Source organism: Chitinophaga sp., from assembly GCF_035761305.1.
In the GTDB taxonomy this organism is placed as follows: Bacteria; Bacteroidota; Bacteroidia; order Chitinophagales; family Chitinophagaceae; genus Chitinophaga.
In genome coordinates, this window is the sequence record NZ_DASTRI010000006.1 from 43,296 (window position 1) to 60,772 (window position 17,477).

Consider the following 17,477-nt stretch of genomic DNA (forward strand, 5'->3'; position numbering starts at 1 on the left):
GCCGGATGTTGTTTTTTTACGTAAATTATTCTTGTTAATCGCTTTTAATTCAACCAAAATCAAATCACTTATGAAAAAAGAGCTACTCGTATGGCTTCTCACAGTCATTACCGCTCTGCACGTTTCAGCCCAATCACGAACGGTCACAGGTAAGGTTACAGATGTAAAAGACGGATCCCCCCTTCCTGGCGTAACAGTACAGGTAAAGGGTACAGATAGAGGGGTTTACACAAGTGGGGAAGGTACTTTTAAAATTTCTGTTGACCAGGGCGCCACCCTGGTATTTTCTTTTATCGGATATGTTACAAAAGAGGTGGCCGTAGACAACCAGGCCGCTATTAGCGTTGCTTTGTCGGCAGACAATAAGCAGCTGGGTGAAATTGTAGTAACAGCTGTGGGCATCCGGCGCACAGAAAAATCAATCGGCTACTCGGCCACCACCGTAAAGCCCGATGTGCTGGTGCAGAAGTCGGAGCCTGATATGCTGAAAGGCCTGCAGGGCAAGGTAGCGGGGGTGGATATACGCACCTCCCAGGGTACGCCCGGCGCAGCCACCAGGATTAACATACGTGGTAATACCTCCTTCTTCGGCAACAACCAGCCGTTGATAATAGTAGATGGTATTCCGTATAATAACGACCAGGTAACCACCTCCAGCCAAACCTCCGGTGGTGGCGCATATTCCAGCGGCCTTTCATCCCTGGATCCCAACGACATTGCGAGCATGACAGTGCTCAAAGGCGCTGCCGCCGCCGCATTGTACGGTTCCCGCGCATCTAACGGCGCGTTGGTAATTACCACCAAATCCGGTAGCCCCAGCCGCTCTAAAAAAGGAATGGAGCTCACCTACATGACCGGTATTGCATTTGAGAACGTAGCCAACCTGCCGGATTACCAGAACAAATACGGTACAGGTACCCTGTTCAACTATGCCAATGCCAATGGTTCATGGGGCCCTGCTTTTGGCACCATAGACTCTATTGATGTATGGCCTGCCTACGCTGCAGCGTTTCCCGACCTTTTCCCTTCAGGGAAAGTGGCTTACAAGGCATACCCTAACAACGTAAAAGACCTGTTTAAAACAGGTACTGTTTATGAAAACTCCATCAGCGTAAATGCCGGTGATGAAAAAACATCCATGAGCGCTACCGGCTCTTACCTGAAGCAGGACGGTTATGTACCCAACTCCAGCTTTGACCGCGGCAACATGAGCATAGGCGGCACTACCCGGCTGAATATGGGCTTAACCGTAAGTGGTAACTTCAGCTACGCACGCAGCAAACAGGTAGGCGCTGCCTTTGGTGAAAACCAGGTAGAAGGCGCGGCATCTTCCTTTGCACGTAACCTGTTCCTGGGACGTAACTGGGACCTGAACCTGCCGTATGAAGATGCCAATGGTTTACCGGTTTCCACTATTCCTGCGCAATATGATAACCCGCGCTGGGCATGGAAGCATAACACTATTACCACCACCACCGACCGCTATGTAGCCGGTTTAAAACTGGCTTATGATATATTGCCCTGGTGGAATGTAAGCTACCAGATCGGTACCAATACCAATACCTTTTTCCGCCGTGAAATTACGGATATTGGTTCCCGTGCTGCCACCGCAGAAGGAAAAGGTTTGATCGTAGAGCACAACTACCAGTTCCAGGAAATAGAATCCAACTTCCTGTCAACGTTCACGCCTAAACTGAGGAATGAGGATTTTGACCTGAAAGTAATTGTAGGGCACAACGTAAACCAGCGTACCACCCGGTCACAGATGGTAACGGGTAAGGAAATGGTTTCCCCCGGTATTTACACCATCAGCAACACAAAGAATGTGTTGGTGAATGAAGGCGATTTTATACGCCGCCGCCTGTGGGGTGTTTTTGGTGATGTGGAATTTGGCTACAAGGGATTTGCCTTTCTGACGGTAACCGGCCGTAACGACTGGTCATCTACCCTGCCTAAGAGCAACCGGAGCTATTTTTATCCCAGCGTAGCCGGTTCATTTGTGTTTACAGATGCGTTTAAGATGAACAGCAATGTGCTGAACTACGGTAAGCTGCGCGCCAGCTGGGCCAAGGTGGGCCGCGATGCAGACCCTTACGAGCTGCAGAACGTGTTCCGCGCCAATGCTGCCTTCCAGGGCCAGGCCGGTTTAATACAGGACCCTTCAGCAGGTAATCCTAACCTGAAGCCTGAGTTCACCAAGGACTTTGAAATAGGAGCTACCCTGGAATTCCTTGACAGGAGAATAGCGCTGGATGCCGCCTGGTATTCACGCGTTTCAACCAACATGATTGCACCGATAACCTTACCTGCATCTTCCGGCTTTGTGCAGGTGATAGATAACTTTGGTAAGCTTACCAATAAAGGCATAGAGCTGGACCTGAATGTAATACCCGTAAGAACACAGGATATCACCTGGTCGCTGCACGGTATTTTTACAAAGAACAGGAGTATTGTAAAAGAGCTGAAGCCCGGCGTGGACAGGCTACTCCTGAACGGGGTGCTGTCTGATATTTCTCCCTACCTGGAGCCGGGCAAGCCCTATGGCTACCTGCGTGGTTCTGTTGATTACCGCGATGAACAGGGCAACCTGCTCATCAATCCAACCACCGGCCAGCTGATCCGCTCTACAGAGCAGGCCATGATAGGCGATCCCAATCCTGATTTCAAGGCCGGTTTCAGCACCTCATTCAACTACAGGGGCTTTTTCCTGAATGCGTTGTTTGACTGGACACAACATGGCGATATGTATTCCGTAACCGTTAGCTCACTGTTAGGCCGCGGCGTAACCCGGGATACCGAAGACCGTGAAACCGCCGTGGTTATACCCGGTTATTACGGAGATGCCAATACCGGCAAACCCATACTGGATGATAAAGGCCAGAAGATCCGGAACACAACGCCGCTTAGCCTGAATGAGCTGTATTTTGGCGAAACCTTTGCCATTAACTCTGCAACGGAATGGAATGTGTATGATGCAACGCTGTATACGCTGCGTGAAGTAACTATCGGGTACGATTTTCCGAAGAGCTTTTTCAAGAATACGCCCATCGGCGGTTTAACGCTCACGCTCTCTGGCCGTAACCTGTGGTACCTGGCACCTAACTTTCCCAAGTACACCAACTTTAACCCCGAAGCTAACAGCTTTGGTAATACCAATGTACAGGGTATTGAATTATCAGCAGCGCCTACCACCCGCCGCTTTGGTGTAAACCTGAAGGTTACGTTCTAAGATTTCATGAAACTATCAAAAACGGAAAAAATGAGAAAATTAGTCTATAGTTCTTTGGTAATGCTGGTAATAATGACCGGCTGTACTAAAAGCTTCCTGGATATAAATACCGACCCGAACCATCCGACCAAAACGTCGCTGAACCGCTTGTTACCTGCGGCTGAACAGGGTATGGCTTATGCATTGGGCTTTACCAATGATAACCGCGGCGCCCGGGGGTTAACGGAGGTACTATCCGTATACATGCACCAGGTAACGGTACGCGAAGACCAGGACCAGTATGGAGTGACCGGTAGCAACACTAACATTAACGGCGCCTGGAACGGTATATACAGCAGCGCAGTAGGAGGAGCAGTAACGGATTACCTGGGTTGTTTACAAAATATAGATGTGATTATTACCCAGGGAACCGAAGAAGGCAACAAAATATATACGGGCATTGCCAAAGTAATGAAGGCATATGCTATTAGCCAGCTGGTAGATGCCTTCGGGAGTGTACCGTTCTCTGAAGCCAATAAACTGGCCTCAGAAGATATCCGCTATCCCAAGTACGACAAGGACAGTGAAATTTATCCGCAGCTGTTTACTTTGCTGGATGAAGCCATTGCCGACCTCACAGATGCCTCAGCGCCTAACACGGCTGTGCCGGAAGATGATGATATTATTTATAAAGGAAGCACGGAAAATTGGGTAAAAGCCGCTAACAGTATAAAGCTTAAGCTGTATAACCAGGTAAGGCTGGTGCAGAATGTATCTGCCGAAGTAAATGCATTAATAGCCGGCGGAAACCTGATCAGCGCCACTAACGAAGGTTTTATGATGCCTTATGGCAAAGGCAGCACCCCGGACGACCGCAACCCCGGTTTTTCCGAGTACTATGCCGGTCAGAAAACACATTACCAAAGCCCCTGGTTCTATGAAATATTAAAGGGCTATAACCCCAAAATATTTACCGGTAATCCTGATCCGCGTGTGCCTTATTATTTCTATCGTCAGCTGAAGCCAACAGAAAGCGCTGAAAATAAAACGGAATACAGGGATGGCGGTTTTGTATCTATCGTATTTGGTTCAGTTGGCCCTAACCGCGATTGGTCACAGGATAAAAGCATGACTGTTTTTGGTATATACCCTGTAGGCGGCCGTTATGATGACGGCGGCGCTGAAAAGGTAGATGCCAGCAGCGGTACCGGTGCTGCGCCCTATAAAATGCTCACCTATGCAGATGTGCTGTATATAGAAGCAGAGCTGATGCAGGCAGGCGTAATTTCCGGCGATGCCAAAGCCAAGCTGAGTGACGCTATGGATGAATCTTTTAAACAGGTAGATTACGTAGTAGGCCTGGTAGGTCCCAGCCAGTCAGTGCCTCCGTTAAGCAGCGATCCCGCAGCTACTACTTACCGCGATAAGGTTTTGACAGAATATGACGCCAAGCCGGCCGCAGGTAAGCTGGAGATTATTATGACCGAAAAATGGATCAACAGCTTTGGCAGCAGCGTAGACCAGTATACGGATTACAGGCGCACCGGTTATCCCGTGCTGTTTAATCCTAAAGATGCTACCCAGGCGCCGGGCGGTAAGTTCCAGCCGCCGGTAAACGGCGATCCTGCGAACCCGGGCGCACAGGCCGCCGTGCAGGTACAGCTAAGCCGGTCTTACCCGTTATCGCTGCCTTATGCGAATGATGATCTGAACGTAAATCCCAACGCGCCGGCGCAGAAGCAACCGGCATCTTCACCTGTGTTCTGGGACAAGAATTAATTATTAAGCTGTAAAAAAAAATGTATGAAGAGAATACTCAGTTTAACGATATTGGTTTTTGCCGGCATGCTGCTTTTTAATGCATGTAAAAAAGACGAGAACCCGAGAATACCGGCGCTGGAGCGCGTGCCGCTTCCGTACCTCACAAAAGATACCAGCGCGGATGTGCTGATACAGGACCCGGCCACCTTTAAGGGAAAGTTTAATGTAGACGTGTTTTTTAAGAGCGATGCGAAGCCTAAGAAAATGGATGTGGTGGTGATCCTTAACGGCGACGTTACAAATATAAAAACCCTGAAGGCCGATGTTACCGCTTTTCCCACTGCGATAGATGTAACAGCCAATGACCTGGCAGGGTTGTTTGGTAAAACAGCGGCAGATATACAAACCGGCGATGCTTTTACCGTAGGCGCCGACGTTACTACCAATGATGGATTTGTGGTGCCCGCATTCAGGAATGACTCTGCGGAGGCAGAATCCTATGGCGGGGATGCGCAGAACTATGACGGGGCCAGCCTTACCATACAGTATAAAAAAGTATGCCCGCTGGATGTAAACGGTCTTGTAGGCTCCTTTACCATGGATGATCCCCAGTTCTGGGGCGGTGCCTACCCTGTAACCACTACGCTTAGCGGCAACGAGCTTACCCTGCACAACTGGATAGAGGTGCCCACTGCTACGCTGAAGATGACGATAGATGAAAAAACACAAACCGTTACAGTGGCCAAACAATTAACCCTTGCAGACGGCTACGGTTATCACAACTGGACAACCGTGGGCAGCGGGGATATTGATGCCTGTAGCAACTCCATTACCCTGAAGCTCACCAACACGGTAGATGAAGGGTCGTTTGGTACAGCTACCATGACCATGCACAAATAATAAACACGGGTTTCCAATAATTAAGCGGGGCGCCTTTATTAAGACGCCCCGCTTTTATCTTTAAAAGAACAGTTATTGCAAGCCACTATTTTATTACTTCCTGCAGCTTTTGCTCCAGCGCATCGCCGCGTAAATTGGCAGCAATGATCTTACCCTGGGGGTCCAGCAGGAAGTTGGTGGGGATGGCGTTTATTCCAAATAAAGGCACTACTGCGGAGTCCCAGAATTTAAGATCGCTCACATGGTTCCAGGCCAGGCCGTCAGCCTGTATGGCTTTTAACCATGCGTCCTTTTTCTGGTCCAGCGAAACGCCTAATACCGTAAAGTTCCTGTTCTTGTATTGCTGATAAGCTTTTACCACGTTGGGGTTTTCCATGCGGCAGGGTTTGCACCAGCTGGCCCAGAAATCAACCAGCACGTATTTGCCGCGGAAAGAGTGCAGGCTTATCATTTTACCGCTGGGATCGGGCAGCGTAAAATCCGGCGCGGTGTCACCTACCTTAACGGCGGTCATGTTCGCCTCATCGGCCGCGCCGCCGGCGCCGGCCTGCTGCTCTATTTCGGCCATGCGGGCTGCCAGGCTTTGCACCAGGCTGTTTTCAGGAAAACGTTTTTCTATATTGCTGATAGCCTGCTTTTCCCGTATCAGGATCTGGGGGTTATTGATCATGCTCAGGGCAAAAACCGCGTTTGCGGGGTAAGGCGTTTTTTCAGCATAGCTCAGGAAAGACTGCTGCAGGTCTGCCTCTTTCTGCTGCAGCGCTTTTACTTTTTCCTGGAATATGCTGTCCGGCACATGGCTGTTTTGCAGGCTGTCTAGCATGCGCATTTCGCCGGTAAGGGCCTGGCCTTTTTCATTGGCATCGGCCAGCAGCTGCTGTAATGCTTCAGAGGCTTCAGAACCTTCTATCTTAATATGCTCCAGGTTATCATAATCCCCTTCTATTTTCATATCGCCGGCATCCAGCGCCAGGATAATGTATTTGTTGTTACCAAATCGAATGCGGTACAGGCCCTGCTCCGGCACGGTGCCTTCCAGGGTGAACCGGCCGCTGGCATCTTTGAGAGAGGTGGTATCTGCTACCTTTACTTCCTTTAAGGTAAGCTCCTCCAGGAAAATAGGACCCAAAGGCGCATTGGTTAAGTGCACCGCTATTTTAAAACTCCCTTTCTCTGCCTGTTGCCCGCAACCTGCCAGCAATAAGCCCAGCGCCAGCCAAAATGTTATTTTTTTCATGAGAAATATTTTACGCTTCTATATACAATGTGCATTCCATCATTACCCGGTCCCCGGAAAAAAGAAGCGGTGTTGATGACGATTGATCTGCCAAAAGTAAGAAACAATGCGGTAATAATCAGCCCCAACCGCCCATAGTACGGCTTATAAGGCCCGGATTTGCCTAAAAGCAGGGGCGTGAACCTGTTGTGCAATAGCACTTACTGTACTGTGTAAAAGGCTGGGCTTCATTGCCTGTAACAACGGGGTTGTTATTATTTCAGCTTTTCGGCCAGCAGCTTGTTGGTTAGCTTGGGATCGGCCTTGCCCTGTGAGCGTTTCATTACTTCGCCCACAAATAAACCTATAAGCCCTTTTTTACCGGCTTTATACTCTGCTACCTTTGCGGAATATTGTGCCAGTACCTCATCAATGATTGGGGAGATATTGTCCACATTGGTGTCTTGCAGCAGGTTCAGCTCCGTGGCAATAGCCAGCGGCGTTTTGCCGGGCTGCTGTATCAGCTCAGGGAAAATACGGGAAGAGGCAATGGAAAAGCTTACCTGGCCTGCTTCTACCAGCTGTATTAAGGCTGCCAGCGCGGCAGGCGGCAGGGGAAACCGCTCCTGCGGGCAGGAATGCTCATTCAAGTACTGTTTAACGGGCCCTAACAGCCAGTTGGCGGCTGCTTTATGCTGCGGGGCCAGGGCTACTACCTGCTCAAAATAATCGGCGGTAGCCTTATCGTCACATAGCACGCGCGCATCATATTCCGGCAGGCCGTATTGTGTAAGGTATTTCTGCACCAGCTCGTCGGGCAGGGCAGGCAGGGTAGCCTGTATGCCGGCCAGGTAATCTGCGGTGATGCGGAAGGGGGCCAGGTCGGGCTCGGGAAAGTAGCGGTAATCATTGGCCTCTTCCTTGGAGCGCAGCGGAAAAGAGCTGCCGTTGGCGGCATCAAAGCTGCGGGTTTCCTGCACAATAGTGCCGCCGGTTTCTACCAGCTCAATCTGCCGTTTGATCTCGTTCTCAATAGCCCTTTTTACATTGCGGATAGAGTTCATGTTCTTTACCTCTACCTTGGTGCCCAGGGTGGTAGCGCCTTTCAGGCGAATGGATATATTGGCGTCGCAGCGCATGCTGCCTTCTTCCATGTTACCGTCGCACACTTCGAGATAGCGCACCAGCCTTCTTAACGCGGTAAGGTAGGCATAGGCTTCATCGGCGCTGTGCAGGTCGGGTTCTGTTACAATTTCAACCAGCGGTACGCCGGCGCGGTTATAATCCACCCAGGTATTGGCGGGGTCCTGGTCGTGCAGCGATTTGCCGGCATCTTCCTCCAGGTGAATGCGGTTCAGCTGTATTTTCCGTTCTCCCTGCGCGGCAGGAATGGTTACGTAACCACCATTGCAAATGGGAGCAGTATGTTGAGATACCTGGTAGCCTTTGGGAAGGTCCGGGTAAAAGTAGTTCTTGCGGGCAAAATAGTTTTCCTGTGCAATTTCGCAGTGGCAGGCCAATCCCAGCCTTACGGCATATTCTACCGCCTTTTTGTTCATGCGGGGCAGGGTGCCGGGATGCCCCAATGTAATAGGGCTGATATGGGTATTGGGAGCGCCGCCAAACGCTGCGCTGTCGTTACAAAACAGCTTGCTTTCCGTTAACAGCTGGGCATGCACTTCCAGTCCTATTACCGCCTCATACTTGTTATAATCAATCGTTGCGCTCATAATTTATCCTGCAAATGGATAGGGGCGAAGATATATTTTTATTCCCACATCTGCCACACGGGCCCGCACTCCCCTTCATTTTTAGTAAATTAGTAACCAGCATATGAACATTATGACTACAGGTGAAATACACGCGGCACAGCAGGCATTTTTTGAATCGGGCAACACATTACCGCTATCCTTCCGTAAAACCCAGCTGAAAAAGCTAAAGCAGGCCATTAAACAATATGAAAGCGCTATACTGGATGCCCTGTATGCCGATATGCGCAAGCACCCTGTAGAAGCCTATGGCAGTGAGGTGGGTTTTTTATATGCAGAAATAGATCATATACTGGGTAACCTGCGCAGCTGGATGCGGCCGCAGGAGGTTAGCAGCCCGTTTGAGCATTACCCCAGCCACAGTAAAATACTCCGCTCCCCGTTGGGGTTAACGCTCATCATAGCTCCCTGGAACTATCCTTTTCAGCTGCTAATGGCGCCGCTGGCCGGGGCCATTGCAGGCGGCAACTGCGCCGTGCTGAAGCCTTCGGAGCTGGCGCCGCATACTGCCGCGGTAATAGCGCAGCTGGTGGCTGCCACGTTTGATCCCGCTTATATAGCCGTGTTATTGGGCGATGGCAGCCAGGTAATACCGGCAGCCATGCAGCACCGGTTTGACCACATATTTTTTACCGGCAGCATACCTGTAGGTAAAAAGATTATGGAGATGGCCGTTCCGCACCTGACGCCGGTTACACTGGAGCTGGGCGGTAAGTCGCCCTGCGTGGTAGATGACCGGGTGAATATAAAAGTAGCGGCCCGCCGTATTGTTTGGGGCAAATACTGGAATGCCGGCCAAACGTGTGTGGCGCCGGATTATGTATTGGTGCACCGCCGCGTGAAAGACAGGCTGATAGCCGCCATGCAGCAGGCCATTACTGACTTTTACGGCGCAGATGCCGCCGCCAGCCCGGATTACGCCCGCATTATCAACACCAAACGGTTTGATGTGCTGGCCGCTTACCTGCAGCAGGGACGTATTATTTACGGCGGCCACACCAACCGCGATAACCTGTATATAGCCCCTACCCTGGTAGAAGATGTAGCGTGGGAGGCTGCGCTGATGCAGGAAGAGATTTTTGGTCCCATACTGCCGGTAATAACATTTGACGAATTACCGCAGGCCGTGCAAATGATCCGGCGGCATCCTTATCCTTTATCGTTGTATGTATTTACCAGGCGGGCGGCTACCCGCCGGCTGCTGGAAGAGCAGGTGCGTTTCGGAGGCGGCTGCATTAATAATACGCTGGTACACCTTACCAATCCCGAGCTGCCTTTTGGCGGCGTGGGATTTAGCGGCAGCGGGCGTTACCACGGCCGTTACAGCTTTGATACGTTTACCCATCCCAAAGGGATGATGCGTACCGCTACCTGGCTGGATATGCGGATGAAATACCCGCCTTTTAAGAACAAGCTGAAGTATGTAAAGATGCTGATAAAATAAAGGGCCCGCTTACCATTGGCAAACGGGCCGCTTTATACACTTAAAACCATATCAAACTAAAGGTTATAGATAGGTGGATGAAATGCTGATCATTACATCTCTCCTCTTGATCTGCTCATACTAAAGGTCTGCTTTATTCAGTTTTTTCGGAACACTGATAGTGAGTGTTTGTTCTTTATTATTACGTTTAACCTTTGCTGTTATAGTACCGTTGTCTTTATGCTCCCGGTAGGTATTTACCACATCCCTGGCTGAACTAACGCTTTCGCCTGCCAGTTCTGTAATAATATCATCCTGCTTAAAGCCGGCTTTGGCGGCGGCAGAGCCTTCATTTACATCCAGCACGCGCGCGCCTGTTCCATCCTCTGTATCTTGTACCGAAAGCCCCAGGCGGGTGCTGTTATCCTCATCAAACCAGCCAAAGTTATTGCCAAAGGGATGGCGGGGCTGGAACCGGAAATAATTATCATCGTTACCGCCAGCGCCGGGACCGGGCGGCGCAAAGTTGAAGAAGGCAGGGCCTTTACGTTCATCCAGCGTAACGGTTACCTTGTTTTCCTTTTTGTTACGCAGGTAGGTAATGGTTACTTTATCGCCGGGATCGTGCTCACCGATTTTTTCAAACAGGTCCTGCGGTTCCAGTATTTTATCGGCATCCACCGCGGTGATTACATCACCGGGCTGAAGGCCTGCTTTGGCGGCAGCGCTGCCTTTAGATACCTGGCGTACGGTTGCGCCGGCTGCCTCTTTTTTCTCTGTGATTACGCCCAGCAGCGCTTTACCACCGCGGAGGCGCATATCGCCATCATTGTCGTCATTAAAGAACTGGAGGCTGCGGTGCGGACCGTCAAAGGAAAAAGCGTTCCCGTCTACCGGGGTGATCTTGCGTTTATACACGGCAATATCGCCGTCATAATCTGCTATCGGCTTGCCGTCTACCAGCACTTCGCCGTTTTTGATTTCAACAGTTACCTTACCATCTTTGTTGTTCTTACGTTTGATAATGATCTCGTCATACTCGCCCAGCTTATCACCTTTTTTGGCGGAGCTGCTATCCTGCGCATGTACGGCAGGAGCTGTTAAAAAAGCGCAGCAGGTAAACCCTGCCAGGGTTAGTGTTTGGAGTAACTTGCCCATAGTAACTACATTTTTAAATTCAAAGTAACTGTGGCAAAGTTAAAGGGCTTGCATAGCAAGGAAAAGTTAAAAGCGGAGGGACAGGTTTAAGGGAATGTTAAAATGTAAGTGAACAGAATGCTACTTTTTATATTTCAATTTGGGATTTCTGCTGGTAGGGAAATTTTTCAATTACAATTTCACGGAATTTTTCCTTCTTAACGGGGTAGGACTCGGGGTGCCGTGAAACCTGGAGGAGTGTTTTCTCAATGTTTTCTATAAACCGTATGCCTAAACCCTGCAGGCGGTCTTCATACCAGTTAAAAGAGTCGTCTATTTCTTTCTCTGCCGGGGCAGACAAAACAATAGTATAACTCATTTGTTACCGGCTTTAGCTCTTTTACCCAGGATGCGCTTTTTGGCGTCTTCCCAGGAAGTACCTTTATCTGTACCGTTTTTCAATGCGGCTGAACGCCTGTTCAGATCATCAACCACGGCCTTATCCTCCTGCCAGTTACTGATTTCATTTACCTCATCTTCTACCATGGTAAAAATAGCTTTCACTTTTTTATCATCGGCCACGCGGATATATTCATATAATTTCTGCCTGATTGCTGCGGTGTTCATAGCGTTTTGCTTTACACGAAAATAAGAAAAATGTTCAAAGCCCGCACAGAACACTGTTCCATGCGGGCCGCCTATATTAATCAAATATTAATCAACTAAACCTGCTACACTAACAGCCCCTTCACTTTTTCGATCACCTCCTGCAGTTTTCCGGTGTCCTGGCCGCCGGCTGTGGCAAAGGATTTTTGCCCGCCGCCGCCGCCTTTGATCAGGGGGGCAATGTGCTCTTTAATGATCTTGGTGGCATCCCATCCTTTGGCAGCTACGAGGCTGTCGGCTACCAGCAGGGCAACGCTGGCCTTGCCGCCAATATTGGCTGCCAGCACTATTACATGGTTTTCGACAGACTTAAGCGCGGTGCCTAATTGTTTGAGGCCCTCTGCATTGCCCAGGCTTACCACCTGGCCAATAAAGTTAACGCCGTTTACGGTTGTTACCTGCTGTTTCAGCTGTGCCGCCAGGGCATTTACTTTTTCCAGCTCCAGCTGCGACAGCTGCTTTTCCAGCCCGGCTTTATCCTGTACCAGGGTTTCAACGGCCTTCAGCACATCCTTAGGGTTTTTGAGGGCGCCTTTAATATCTTTCAGCTGCTGCAGCTGCTCATTTACAAAGGCCAGCGCTTTGGCGCCGGTTACGGCTTCTACACGGCGTACGCCGGCTGCTACGGCGCTTTCCGACACAAACTTGAACAGGCCCAGCTCACCGGTAGCGCCTACGTGGGTGCCGCCGCACAGCTCTACAGAAAAGGAAGGGTCCATGATCACTACACGCACCACATCGCCGTACTTTTCTCCAAACAGGGCCATGGCGCCGGATTGCATAGCTTCTTCCCTGGCCATTTCCCGGATGATTACCGGTATGTTCCTGCGTATCTTTTCATTTACAATATCTTCTATCCGGGCCAGCTCCTCATCTGTTACTTTGGCAAAGTGGGAAAAGTCAAAACGCAGGTTATCGGCATTCACCAGCGATCCCTTTTGGGCCACATGTGTGCCCAGCACCTGGCGCAGCGCGGCATGCAGCAGGTGGGTAGCCGAGTGGTGGCGGGCAGTAGCCAGGCGTTTGTCTTTAGCCACTGTTGCTTTAACGGCAACGGCTATATTAGTGGGCAGGTTATCGGTAAAATGAACAATGAGGTCATTCTCCTTTTTGGTATCTGTTACGGCAATGGTTTCGCCATCAAAATACAGCAGGCCGGTATCGCCTACCTGGCCGCCGCTTTCGGCATAAAAAGGTGTTTGCTCCAGCACCAGCTGGTATTGTTCTTTGCCTTTGGCTTTTATTTTACGGTATTTGGTAACGCGGGTGGTATTTTCCAGCAGCTCGTACCCTACGAAGGTGGTGGCAGGCACTTCATCCAGCACTACCCAGTCGCCCATATCCAGCTCGGTAGCGGCACGGGAGCGGTTTTTCTGCTCCTGCATGGCGGTTTCAAAGCCGGCTTCATCTACCTTCAGCCCGTTTTCCGTGGCAATAAGGCTGGTAAGGTCAAAGGGAAAGCCGTAGGTATCGTACAGCTCAAAGGCTGCTTTGCCGCCAATAACTTTTTCAGCAGCTGTGGTCATTACATCCTCCATACGGCGGATGCCACTTTCCAGCGTGCGTAAAAAGTTGTTTTCTTCCTCAAACACCACCTTTTTCACAAATTCCTGTTGCTGCTGCAGCTCGGGGAATACGTGGGCAAACTGCTGCGCCAGCACAGGCACCAGCTCGTGCAGCAGCGGCTTTTTGGCATCCAGGAAAGAGTAGTAGTAACGTACAGCCCTGCGCAGAATGCGGCGTATCACATATCCCGCGCCGGTATTGGAGGGCAGCTGCCCGTCGGCAATGGTAAAGGAAATGGCGCGCAGGTGGTCGGCTATTACGCGGAAAGCCACATCGCGTTTTGTATCGGTACCGCCATAGGTATGCCCGGTGAGCTTTTCGGTGGCATGTATGGTACCCATGAACAGGTCTGTATCATAGTTGGAGGTTTTGCCCTGCAGCACGCGTACCAGGCGCTCCAGGCCCATGCCGGTATCTACATGTTTCGCGGGCAGGGGTTCCAGGGTACCGTTTTTCAGGCGGTTGAACTGCATGAACACGTTGTTCCAGATCTCTATTACCTGCGGATGGTCGGCATTTACCAGGGTTTTACCATCTACCTGCTGCCTTTCGGCATCGGGGCGGCAGTCCACATGAATTTCGGAGCAGGGGCCGCAAGGGCCGGTATCGCCCATCTCCCAGAAATTATCTTTTTTATTACCCAGCAGTATGCGGTCTTCGGCAATATGCCTTTTCCAGCAACTATAGGCTTCTTCGTCTTTAGGCAAATGCTCTTTGCTGTCGCCTTCAAACACGGTTACATACAGGCGGTCTTTGGGTATTTTATAAATGGCGGTGAGCAGCTCCCAGCTCCAGGCAATGGCTTCTTCCTTGAAATAGTCGCCAAAGCTCCAGTTGCCCAGCATTTCAAACATGGTGTGGTGGTAGGTATCTATGCCTACCTCTTCCAGGTCGTTATGCTTGCCGCTTACCCGCAGGCACTTCTGGGTATCTGCCACGCGCGTGTACGCAGGTGTTTTGTTGCCCAGGAAGTAGTCTTTAAACTGGTTCATGCCTGCGTTCGTGAATAGCAGGGTGGGGTCATTTTTTACCACGATAGGGGCAGATGGCACTATGTGGTGTCCTTTGGAAGCGAAAAAATCGAGGAATTGCTGTCGGATCTCGGCTGCTGTCATAAAATATTAATGCCTATTGATATGTAATAAAATTCGCATAAATAAATTGTGTTAAACCTAAATTTGGCTTTAATTTGTATTTTAAGCCAATTGGTGGTACTTAGAAAATTGACATTCAAAAGATTGCCATTCTAGTCTAATTCCATTAGGTTTGCACACCCCTTTGATCCTGTTAAATGGTGGATTTGCAGGAGGGAGTGCAAAAATATTGAAACCTGCAACATTATTCAAATAGCGGTTTTAACCGGCTTTTCGCCGTCGGTTGTTAGCTTCTGAGGCGCCGGTATTAGCTGTTATGCCAACTGTCAGCAAATTATTTTCGTTCATCCGTTTGCCTGCCCTTACACTAAAAAAAGAAGGAATGACGTTAGGTCAGTGTCCTGCCTAAAAGCGAACCTGGTACAAATGAAGAAGGTCAAATACTTTTATAACACGCAAACCCTTAAATATGAAAAGCTCGTAGTTTCTGTACGGGTAAAAATACTCCGCATACTGGGATTTGTGTCTGCCGCGATTGTTACCGGCGTTCTGTTCCTCTCTGCATCCTACCGTTTCCTGGACTCGCCCAAGGAAAAATCCCTTCGCCGGGAAATAGATTATATGAAAGAGCAGTACGATGCCCTGCAGCACCGTATGAATGAAGCCAAAATACAGCTGACCGAGCTGCAGCAGCGCGACAACGAGATTTACCGGGTGATATTTGAAGCCTCTCCCATACCGGACAGCACACGGGCCGGTAAAGTAGAGAAGGATGAGGAGCTGGCGCAGCTGCAGTCTTTCGCCAGCAGCGATATTATTGCCAGCACCGCGGCATTGTTAAAAGAGCTGATGCACCGCATGCAGGTACAGGAAAAATCTTATGCGGAAATAGACGACCTGGTAAAGAACAAACAAAAAATGCTGGCCTCCATACCGGCCATACAACCGGTTGCCAATAAAGACCTGAAACGCATTGCCTCCGGCTTCGGCTACCGTATAGACCCCATTTACAAAACCGTGAAGTACCACGCCGGCCTGGATTTTTCCGCTCCCAGCGGCACCCCTATTTATGCTACCGGCGACGGCGTGGTGGAAGACGCCAGCATGAGCGATGTAGGCTATGGCAACCATGTGGTGATAAAGCATGGCTATGGCTATAAAACCCTGTACGGGCATATGCTGCGGATAAAGGTGAAGGCCGGGCAAAGCGTAAAACGCGGCGATGTACTGGGCTGGGTAGGCAGCACCGGCAAATCAACCGGGCCGCATTGCCATTATGAGGTAATGAAAAACGGCGAAAAGGTAGATCCCGTTTATTTCTTCTTCAACGACCTTTCACCGGAGGAATTTGACCGTATGTTAAAAATAGCACGTTCCGGTAACCAGTCTTTTGATTAATTTAGCCCTGTTCCAAGCACCTGACTAACCCGATAATCATCTGGGCTTTAAGAATAATAGCATGGAAATTGCAAGGCTTGACGGATATTTGTCACATTGATTTTCTGCCATGATGCACCAATTGGACCTTTTTGGCTCCCTGGAACCCGCTCCGCCACCGGCGGAAAAGGCAGTAATAATGCCACCAACCGAAGCCGGGGTTGCCGCTGCAATAAAAAATGCTGCTGCACCTGCAACAGCAGCTGCCGTAGCGCCGGTGAAAAAAAAGCGGGGGCGTAAATCGTTGAAAGAAGTAAGTGAAGATACAGACGTGATCAAAGAGCTGGAGAAGATAACACTGGACAAACAATACTACTCCATAAGTGAGGTAGCGGGCATGTTCCGCGTGAACACTTCCCTGATCCGCTACTGGGAAAATGAGTTTGATGTTTTGCAGCCCAAGAAGAACCGGAAGGGCGACCGCCTTTTCCGGCAGGAAGACATTCACCACCTTAAACTCATATACCACCTGCTGCGCGAAAGAAAATACACCATAGAAGGCGCCAAGCAAAAACTGAAGGAAGATAAGAAGTTAGCCGCCCGGAATTTTGAAATGGTACAGGCTTTGCTAAAGGTAAGGGGTTTCCTGACGGAACTCAAAGATCAATTATAAAAAAACGGTTATGCGATTAAAAACAATTTTACTGGGAGGTTTATTTTTATTTGCTGCAAACCTTGGCTGGGCGCAGAGTGGCGGCAAAGTGCTGAAAGGCAGGCTGGATCTGAAAGCCCTGACCAGCGACACGGCTTACGCCTGGTTTTATACCGGTGTTAACAAATATGAGCCCAACGAAAGTATGCTGAACTATATTAAAAGCAACCGCGATAAATTTAATGTAGTAGCCATCATTGGCACCTGGGACGCTAAAAGCCGCGATCTTTTTCCCAAGCTGTATAAGATAATGGTGCTGGCCGGCAGCCCCGAAACCCAGATGCTGATATTTGGTGCAGATGAAAAGCTGGACACCGGTGCGCCGCAGGAGTATAAGCTGAAAAGGGTGCCTACCTTTATTATACAAAAAGAAGGTAAAGAGATTGGCCGTATTTCCGGTGATGTAAACGAGTCAGTAGAAGCAGACCTGTCACGCATACTGTTGAAGAGCGATAAGAAAGAAAGCTGAGTCAATGTGCAGATATGCAGATATGCAGATGTGCAGATAGGGGCTGACCAAAAAGGTCAGCCCTTTTCTTTTTGGAAGAGAAAGGGCTGATTAGTAATTTTAGATACCACTCAAAAATTACTATGGCAAAAATAAGCACTTCTCCTTTATTCAAGCAATATAATCAGCAACAAGCGCTA

General features: G+C 49.7%; 13 protein-coding genes. 7 read left to right on the forward strand and 6 right to left on the reverse strand.

Features of this window, described 5'->3' with window-relative positions; genetic code table 11:
• The first annotated feature begins 70 nt into the window (after nucleotides 1–70).
• From VFS25_RS01260 to VFS25_RS01270, 3 genes are read left to right on the forward strand one after another with little or no spacing between them, the layout of a single operon-like run.
• Nucleotides 71–3,229 (forward strand): SusC/RagA family TonB-linked outer membrane protein, encoded by a 3,159-nt coding sequence (locus VFS25_RS01260; RefSeq protein WP_326460294.1) that lies wholly within the window; start codon nucleotides 71–73, stop codon nucleotides 3,227–3,229.
• A gap of 30 nt (nucleotides 3,230–3,259) precedes the next feature.
• On the forward strand, nucleotides 3,260–4,987 hold the full coding sequence (locus VFS25_RS01265) for a SusD/RagB family nutrient-binding outer membrane lipoprotein (RefSeq protein ID WP_326460295.1): 1,728 nt from the start codon (nucleotides 3,260–3,262) through the stop codon (nucleotides 4,985–4,987).
• 24 nt (nucleotides 4,988–5,011) lie between these two features.
• Nucleotides 5,012–5,869, forward strand: coding sequence for a hypothetical protein (locus tag VFS25_RS01270; protein ID WP_326460296.1), 858 nt, complete (start codon nucleotides 5,012–5,014; stop codon nucleotides 5,867–5,869).
• An 85-nt stretch (nucleotides 5,870–5,954) separates the two neighbouring features.
• Here the strand turns inward: VFS25_RS01270 and VFS25_RS01275 are convergent, their stop codons facing one another.
• Together VFS25_RS01275 and gatB are read right to left on the reverse strand one after the other, a co-directional pair.
• Nucleotides 5,955–7,106 carry a TlpA disulfide reductase family protein gene (locus tag VFS25_RS01275; protein ID WP_326460297.1) on the reverse strand — a complete coding sequence of 384 codons (1,152 nt, stop codon included), beginning with the start codon at nucleotides 7,104–7,106 and terminating at the stop codon, nucleotides 5,955–5,957.
• Nucleotides 7,107–7,360: 254 nt separating this feature from the next.
• Complete coding sequence (gatB, locus tag VFS25_RS01280) at nucleotides 7,361–8,815, reverse strand: Asp-tRNA(Asn)/Glu-tRNA(Gln) amidotransferase subunit GatB (protein WP_326460298.1); 1,455 nt, start codon at nucleotides 8,813–8,815, stop codon at nucleotides 7,361–7,363.
• Nucleotides 8,816–8,927: 112 nt separating this feature from the next.
• Between gatB and VFS25_RS01285 the strand changes: the two genes are divergently transcribed.
• Nucleotides 8,928–10,298 (forward strand): aldehyde dehydrogenase, encoded by a 1,371-nt coding sequence (locus VFS25_RS01285; protein WP_326460299.1) that lies wholly within the window; start codon nucleotides 8,928–8,930, stop codon nucleotides 10,296–10,298.
• A gap of 120 nt (nucleotides 10,299–10,418) precedes the next feature.
• Here VFS25_RS01285 and VFS25_RS01290 read toward each other — a convergent pair whose 3' ends face one another.
• The 4 genes from VFS25_RS01290 to alaS all read right to left on the reverse strand — a co-directional run bounded on the left by VFS25_RS01290 (nucleotide 10,419) and on the right by alaS (nucleotide 14,761).
• Nucleotides 10,419–11,435, reverse strand: coding sequence for a PDZ domain-containing protein (locus tag VFS25_RS01290; RefSeq protein WP_326460300.1), 1,017 nt, complete (start codon nucleotides 11,433–11,435; stop codon nucleotides 10,419–10,421).
• Nucleotides 11,436–11,562: 127 nt separating this feature from the next.
• Nucleotides 11,563–11,793, reverse strand: coding sequence for a type II toxin-antitoxin system RelE/ParE family toxin (locus VFS25_RS01295; RefSeq protein ID WP_326460301.1), 231 nt, complete (start codon nucleotides 11,791–11,793; stop codon nucleotides 11,563–11,565).
• Nucleotides 11,790–12,041 (reverse strand): hypothetical protein, encoded by a 252-nt coding sequence (locus VFS25_RS01300; RefSeq protein ID WP_326460302.1) that lies wholly within the window; start codon nucleotides 12,039–12,041, stop codon nucleotides 11,790–11,792. The genes VFS25_RS01295 and VFS25_RS01300 overlap by 4 nt, the downstream gene beginning before the upstream one ends.
• 104 nt (nucleotides 12,042–12,145) lie before the next feature.
• Nucleotides 12,146–14,761: an alanine--tRNA ligase gene (alaS, locus tag VFS25_RS01305; protein ID WP_326460303.1), complete on the reverse strand. Its 2,616-nt coding sequence runs from the start codon at nucleotides 14,759–14,761 to the stop codon at nucleotides 12,146–12,148.
• Between the two features lie 405 nt (nucleotides 14,762–15,166).
• On the opposite strand from alaS, the gene VFS25_RS01310 reads away from it, so the two are divergent.
• From VFS25_RS01310 to VFS25_RS01320, 3 genes are all read left to right on the forward strand, one after another.
• Nucleotides 15,167–16,138 carry a M23 family metallopeptidase gene (locus tag VFS25_RS01310; RefSeq protein ID WP_326460304.1) on the forward strand — a complete coding sequence of 324 codons (972 nt, stop codon included), beginning with the start codon at nucleotides 15,167–15,169 and terminating at the stop codon, nucleotides 16,136–16,138.
• A 109-nt stretch (nucleotides 16,139–16,247) separates the two neighbouring features.
• Nucleotides 16,248–16,790, forward strand: coding sequence for a MerR family transcriptional regulator (locus VFS25_RS01315; RefSeq protein WP_326460305.1), 543 nt, complete (start codon nucleotides 16,248–16,250; stop codon nucleotides 16,788–16,790).
• Nucleotides 16,791–16,800: 10 nt separating this feature from the next.
• A complete protein-coding gene (locus VFS25_RS01320; protein WP_326460306.1) occupies nucleotides 16,801–17,298 on the forward strand; it encodes a hypothetical protein in 498 nt (165 codons plus the stop codon).
• Nucleotides 17,299–17,477: the final 179 nt, after the last annotated feature.